At 51.3% G+C, this 232-nt stretch carries 1 pseudogene; it reads left to right on the top strand.

Going from position 1 to position 232, the window contains the following annotated elements:
- Nucleotides 1-40: 40 nt before the first annotated feature.
- A pseudogene (locus HBA93_RS23800) lies at nt 41-160 on the top strand (transposase); the annotation flags it as partial.
- Nucleotides 161-232 lie beyond the last annotated feature (72 nt).

Raw genomic sequence — 232 nt, 5'->3', positions numbered from 1 at the left:
CAAAAGTGGAGAGGTTTTCATGAGTTGAAAGGAAACCTTTATGACGAAGCGAGTGCCCTTTACGAAGGAATTTGAACATGAGGCTGTCCGTCTGGCCGAGACGAGCGGTCGGACCCGGCGTGAAGTTGCTGAAGATCTTGGTGTCGGCCTGTCGACACTCTGGACTTGTCCCGTTTTATTTCCGCCTCTTTATCTCGTTTCGGCGGTTATCTGTTCGAATTGAGCGGGCGAT

Source organism: Ochrobactrum sp. SFR4, from assembly GCF_019730395.1.
Taxonomy (GTDB): Bacteria; Pseudomonadota; Alphaproteobacteria; order Rhizobiales; family Rhizobiaceae; genus Pseudochrobactrum.
Note: the sequence above shows the minus strand (reverse complement) of the source record. Positions and strands in the feature narration are given on the sequence as shown.